The 4,790-nt window shown below is 43.4% G+C and carries 2 protein-coding genes and 5 pseudogenes; 1 reads left to right on the forward strand and 6 read right to left on the reverse strand.

The annotated features are described in order from the left end of the window. Positions 1–289: 289 nt before the first annotated feature. Entirely contained in the window at positions 290–607 is a 318-nt protein-coding gene (locus QUA80_RS32985; protein WP_445302318.1) for a transposase, read from the reverse strand. 44 nt (positions 608–651) lie between these two features. Continuing rightward, positions 652–1,351, reverse strand: a pseudogene (locus tag QUA80_RS32990) (transposase); the annotation flags it as partial. Between the two features lie 60 nt (positions 1,352–1,411). Here QUA80_RS32990 and QUA80_RS32995 point away from each other — a divergent pair. Continuing rightward, positions 1,412–2,154 (forward strand): annotated as a pseudogene (locus QUA80_RS32995) (IS1 family transposase). Between the two features lie 7 nt (positions 2,155–2,161). Here QUA80_RS32995 and QUA80_RS33000 read toward each other — a convergent pair. The 4 genes and pseudogenes from QUA80_RS33000 to QUA80_RS33015 all read right to left on the reverse strand — a co-directional run. Then, positions 2,162–2,584 (reverse strand): annotated as a pseudogene (locus tag QUA80_RS33000) (IS4 family transposase); the annotation flags it as partial. Positions 2,585–2,606: 22 nt separating this feature from the next. Beyond that, positions 2,607–3,804: pseudogene (locus tag QUA80_RS33005) on the reverse strand (IS4 family transposase). 84 nt (positions 3,805–3,888) lie between these two features. Further along, positions 3,889–4,123: pseudogene (locus tag QUA80_RS33010) on the reverse strand (IS4 family transposase); the annotation flags it as partial. Between the two features lie 91 nt (positions 4,124–4,214). Beyond that, positions 4,215–4,460: a hypothetical protein gene (locus QUA80_RS33015; RefSeq protein WP_333429115.1), complete on the reverse strand. Its 246-nt coding sequence runs from the start codon at positions 4,458–4,460 to the stop codon at positions 4,215–4,217. Between the last annotated feature and the right edge of the window lie 330 nt (positions 4,461–4,790).

Raw genomic sequence — 4,790 nt, forward strand, 5'->3', positions numbered from 1 at the left:
CCCTTGTCTTCCTAGACTTCTTGTATAGCAAGACTTTCAGCTTTTACAGATCGAGAAAATCACTTAGGATTGCTATAGTAGATTTAGGAGATGCAGTTGCCGATGAATTAGGAGTAAGCTGTTGTGCCTTTAAATAGGGTATAATAAAAGTTTAGTTTACAATACTCCGGACATTTTTTAAGCAGCCAGAGTACCATAAGACAAGACTGAAGGAAGATTTGGATGATTTAAAATCAAATCCGGGTCTAAATCTAACTTATCAATAAAGGTACAAAGTAGATGCGCGATTTTATTGTAGGCGTTTATAAGAAGCCATTGAAAAGACAAACGACTTGGCAGATGAATGACAACTAGAGAGTTGATGTTTGGCCAAATTTAAGGCAATTAGACTGGCATTAAAATGAAAATCAAGCTGCGGTAAATGACGAGCTTGACAATCAGACAATCCCGTAAATTGCTTGGGCTCACGAAAAATAAATTCAATCTGGAAACGAGCCTGATAATATTCAACAATTTGCTCAGGCGGTAAGTGAATATCAGTGCTAAATAAGAAAGCATTTTTAATTTGTCCGTTGGCTTGAACCTCAGAAATACAAGCCAAACTCATCAGGGTAAGAGCATCTCAATCAGGCTTGACACATTCGTAACAAGTTAAGCTTGTATGGCAGTTGTCAACAGGGTTTGAGAAGATGCCTCAAAGAAATATCGATCCGAGCCTCGTTGTCGGTCGGGGAAAGGTGCAACAATTAACTTAACATTGGGCTTTCGTTGAGATTTAACAATACCTAAGTCTCGATTTTCTCTTCAAGGCAAAATACTCGATCGGAGCGGTTGCCTTACCTTGTTGGCGGGCTACATAAAAATGGTAAAGACCCCGGTAAATCATCTCTAATGAAATCGAATCTATTGGTAAAGAGAGTCGATCGGCAACGGCATCGCCTAAATCTACCAAGATTGCATAAAATATCCAAGTTCCCCAAATTTGCAACTGAATCCCGTTGAGAGAACCCGTCCACAAATAACTCAATCCTAAGAGCCTTTTGACGGTATTAAAAGCCTCCTCAATTCTCCAACGCCTGCGAGATAAATCTGCCACGACGTAGGGTGGTAACACTGTCGGGTCAAGTATGCTTGTCAAATAAGAATGCCAGGTTTTACCCGAACGAACCTCAATCAAACGTAAGGTAATATATGGAGTTCTTGCTGTTCCCGAACCCAAGCATACCAGATGCTCCTTTAAGTCGTAACTTTTGGTAAATACTTGCTTTACTTGAATTGATGCTCCTTTCTTCAAACGAGTAATTAAATGGATGTCTCGTTCAATTAATTTGAGCCAAAAGCTAAAATGGTAGTGCTAAAGAGGAAAGGGTGAGAGAATAAAACTGTTGTAATGCTGACATCGTTTGTCTTTATGTCTACTGCTTTACCTCTGTGTCCGAGTTGTCAGTCTGAATCTGTGATCAAAAACGGTCGAACTCGGCATCAGAAGCAAAATTATAAATGTCGAGATTGTGGACGGCAGTTTGTCGAAGATCCGCAGTGGCGGATGATTAGCAACGAAACCAAAGCTATCGTTGATCGATTGCTCAGCCGAGAAGGTGTCGCTAGCCGGGATTGCCCGTGCCTTGGGAATCTCACAACTGTGGGTGCAACACTACGTCAACGCCAAATACCAGCAGGTCAACAAGGAGGTGCAGGTGCGCCCAAAGCCGAAATGCCGTCTGACGGTGCAGATGGATGAACTGTGGTCGTTCGTCGGTGACAAAGGCAACAAGCAGTGGGTGTGGCTCGAAGAAAGATGTTCAAACCCGTGAGATTGTCGGAGTTCACATCGGCGACCGTAGCGCAGAATCAGCACAAGCTTTGTGGCAGTCACTGCCCCCGGTGTACCGCCAATGTGCGGTGATTTACAGCGATTTCTGGTCAGCCTATGCGGATGTCTTACCCAGCAAACGGCATTTTGCAGTGGGCAAAGAAACAGGAAAAACTAGCTATATTGAACGCTTCAATTGCACTTTACGTCAGCGCGTGTCACGTCTAGTTCGTAAAACCTTGTCATTCTCAAAGAAGCTAGAGAACCACATCGGAGCAATCTGGTTATTCATTCACTACTACAATGCCTCGCTTCCTGTCTGCTCATCCTTTCCTGCTTAGGACTACCGCTAAAATGATAAAATCCTCTATCGAGTAAGAGTAATGTTTGAGCTGGCACCAATTGCAGGATATTTTCTTCGAGCTTCACATCAGAAGCCTTGGGATTTTCGAGAAACCAGAGTTCAACAGGCAGCCGATTCATTAAATCTATGACTGTTGCCATTTTTCCTGCCAACTGTCCTCTTGGCACATCTTCTAAGCTTTTTAGCTTGCAAAATAATGCTTCAAGAGTTGAACTATCTATTATCCAAATTCTCGAAAACTTCCTCAAAGTAAATTGAACACTTTCCGGTAGAGGTCGTTGGTTTCTCTGATACCAAGCAGTTCTTAAACTTGGTAATAGATTTTTGAAGACTCCCTCAAATAATGTGGCGGGAAAACTTAAAAACCTTTGAGACATTGCTTGTTGAGTAACTTTCGTAGGTCGGCACCCTCAAGGGGTGACAACAAGGCTACAAAGAACTCTGGAGCAGGGATAAAGCATGAAGCCCTTGTTGAAAATTGAGTCGTTTGTGGGGTTTGAGATTCATCAGTACGGCGGCTAAATCCGACCAATTCTGGAAAAATTGACCCCAATCGGGAGCGTGCAATCCCATCCCTCAAGTGCTATAGCGTTCTGTTGAACGTCCGGTTTCAGTGGGACGACAAATATACTCAGCAACAGTTCGATGCTGTAAAGAAGCACCTTGTAAAGTGGCTAGAGTATAAGCGATAGAAATGACTAAAACGAGCGCCATTAACCGCCGCTCGTTGACTTTTGTATTTTCCAGATTATAGCCTCCGGTTTTTAAATCTCGAAACATTGTTTCGATGCCCCATCGAGCGGCATAAACGGAGAGAGTCCGAGGTAAACTTTTCAAACTGGTCAGAATATACCAAGGTTCTTTTGGACCTCTACCTCGATATTTTCGTTGACAGTACGCGGCTAAATTAAAGTCTCCAAGCTGATGAGATTTTGTACAATAAATATTGGCAAAAAATCGGGAGTTTCCCGGTTGAATATTTAAGTCTTTGAGCGCTCGATAAACGGCACCATCATCGGCAATACAAGTGCCTTTTTTCTGTCGCAAAGCGAAGTCTATCTTCCTTTGCCTGAGCCAAGAAGCCAGTTGAACGCTGTGGAATTCGCGGTCGCCTAATACCAGAACTGGGTAAGGCTTTAACAGCCGCAATACAGGAGTTAAAACTCTTTTTTGTTCGCGTAAGTTACTGCTCCCTTTTTTGGGTAATATTTCCCAATAAACGGGAATCGCGTGCTGACCCCAAGCTAAACTTAACACAATTAAATTTCGCTCTTGCCCGCAGCGTTCGATCGACAATTAAGAACAGATGTCCTTGATGAATGAGTTGGAGTTTCTTGGCTCGTCTTCGTTGTTGTCGATTGCTCGGTTGGCTCCTCCACTCTTGCTTGAGGAGCTGCTTGATGATGGGAAACCACAACAGTTTTGCTATCAGTTGAGGTAAGTCTAAAAACCGTTGCAGATTTCTCACTCGACTTTCATATTTTATCAGTTGTGGAAATTTGTTGGCTAAAGTAGATAAGCTAACATCTCGATAGCTTTGTAGCATTAACACCAACAATTGTAGCGTTAGATACTGGCGAGGATTTAGATGCGTCTCGAAAACTTTTTGGTATAATTGAGGGAACATGTATTTTGTGTGGGGGTCACAGCGACCCCCAATTTTTTTGGGTTAGGGTTGGCTCAAACCCTTATTATAGCTGATTTCCAGCCCCCTTGTCACCCCTTGAGGTCGGCACCACAAAAAACCTTCACGCTGCGAACATTTTTGTGAGTTCTGTTACTCCTGGCACGCCTCGCCATAGTAAAGTTAATACTGCTGCTACCATCAACGGTAAGTTGAGAATTCTGGCTCGCAAGCCCAGTTGACGGTAGTAATTTTCTTGTGAGGTAATGGCTGGTGTTAGTAATGCCGATAGTTGTGAGGCAATCTCCTCATCTTCCACCATCGGTTTTGTGGTTTTTTTGGCATGGTCACGGTTGGTTTTTTGACTCTTAACCATATTTACTGACTTACACAATTGCTCAATTATTTGTCAATTATATTGCTCGATCTCCCCAACGCTCGCAATCGATCGTACTCACCCCAACGCTGTCGTACACGGCTGTGGTGCAACTATTATCGATCGCCCACCACAGAATTCGATCGCCCACCACAGAATTCGATCGCCCGCCATTATTATCGATCGCCCACCACAGAATTCGATCGCCCGCCATTATTATCGATCGCCCGCCATTATTATCGATCGCCCACCACAGAATTCGATCGCGACGCCAATCGAGCACACAACTTATTAATAATGATAATCGCCATCGGGTGAGAGAGTCCGCCGCAGGCGGACTCTCTCACCCTTTCCCCTATTTGATTATCATTATTATTCCATAATATTTCTATCCCAAGAGGTATTGACAAAATCTACCCCCTTCTAACTTGTTACTAATGGGCTTGACCTGGGGGGGTGACAAAGAGGTCTACGAGATAGACTGTATAAGAGTTGCAGCCCGCATACCTTGTTGATAAAAGCGGCGTTTAGAAGGAGTTAACTGGCGTTTACTGTTCCACCTCCACAGAATATTGTTCTAGATAATTAACCCACTTTTCTCCATCTAAACCAA

This window comes from Microcoleus sp. F4-D5 (genome assembly GCF_036704885.1).
Taxonomy (GTDB): Bacteria; Cyanobacteriota; Cyanobacteriia; order Cyanobacteriales; family Microcoleaceae; genus Microcoleus.

Bases quoted from the DNA above. Each gene is read 5' to 3' on its own strand.
- QUA80_RS32985 (WP_445302318.1), bottom strand. From the start codon at position 607: ATGAGTTTGGCTTGTATTTCTGAGGTTCAAGCCAACGGACAAATTAAA.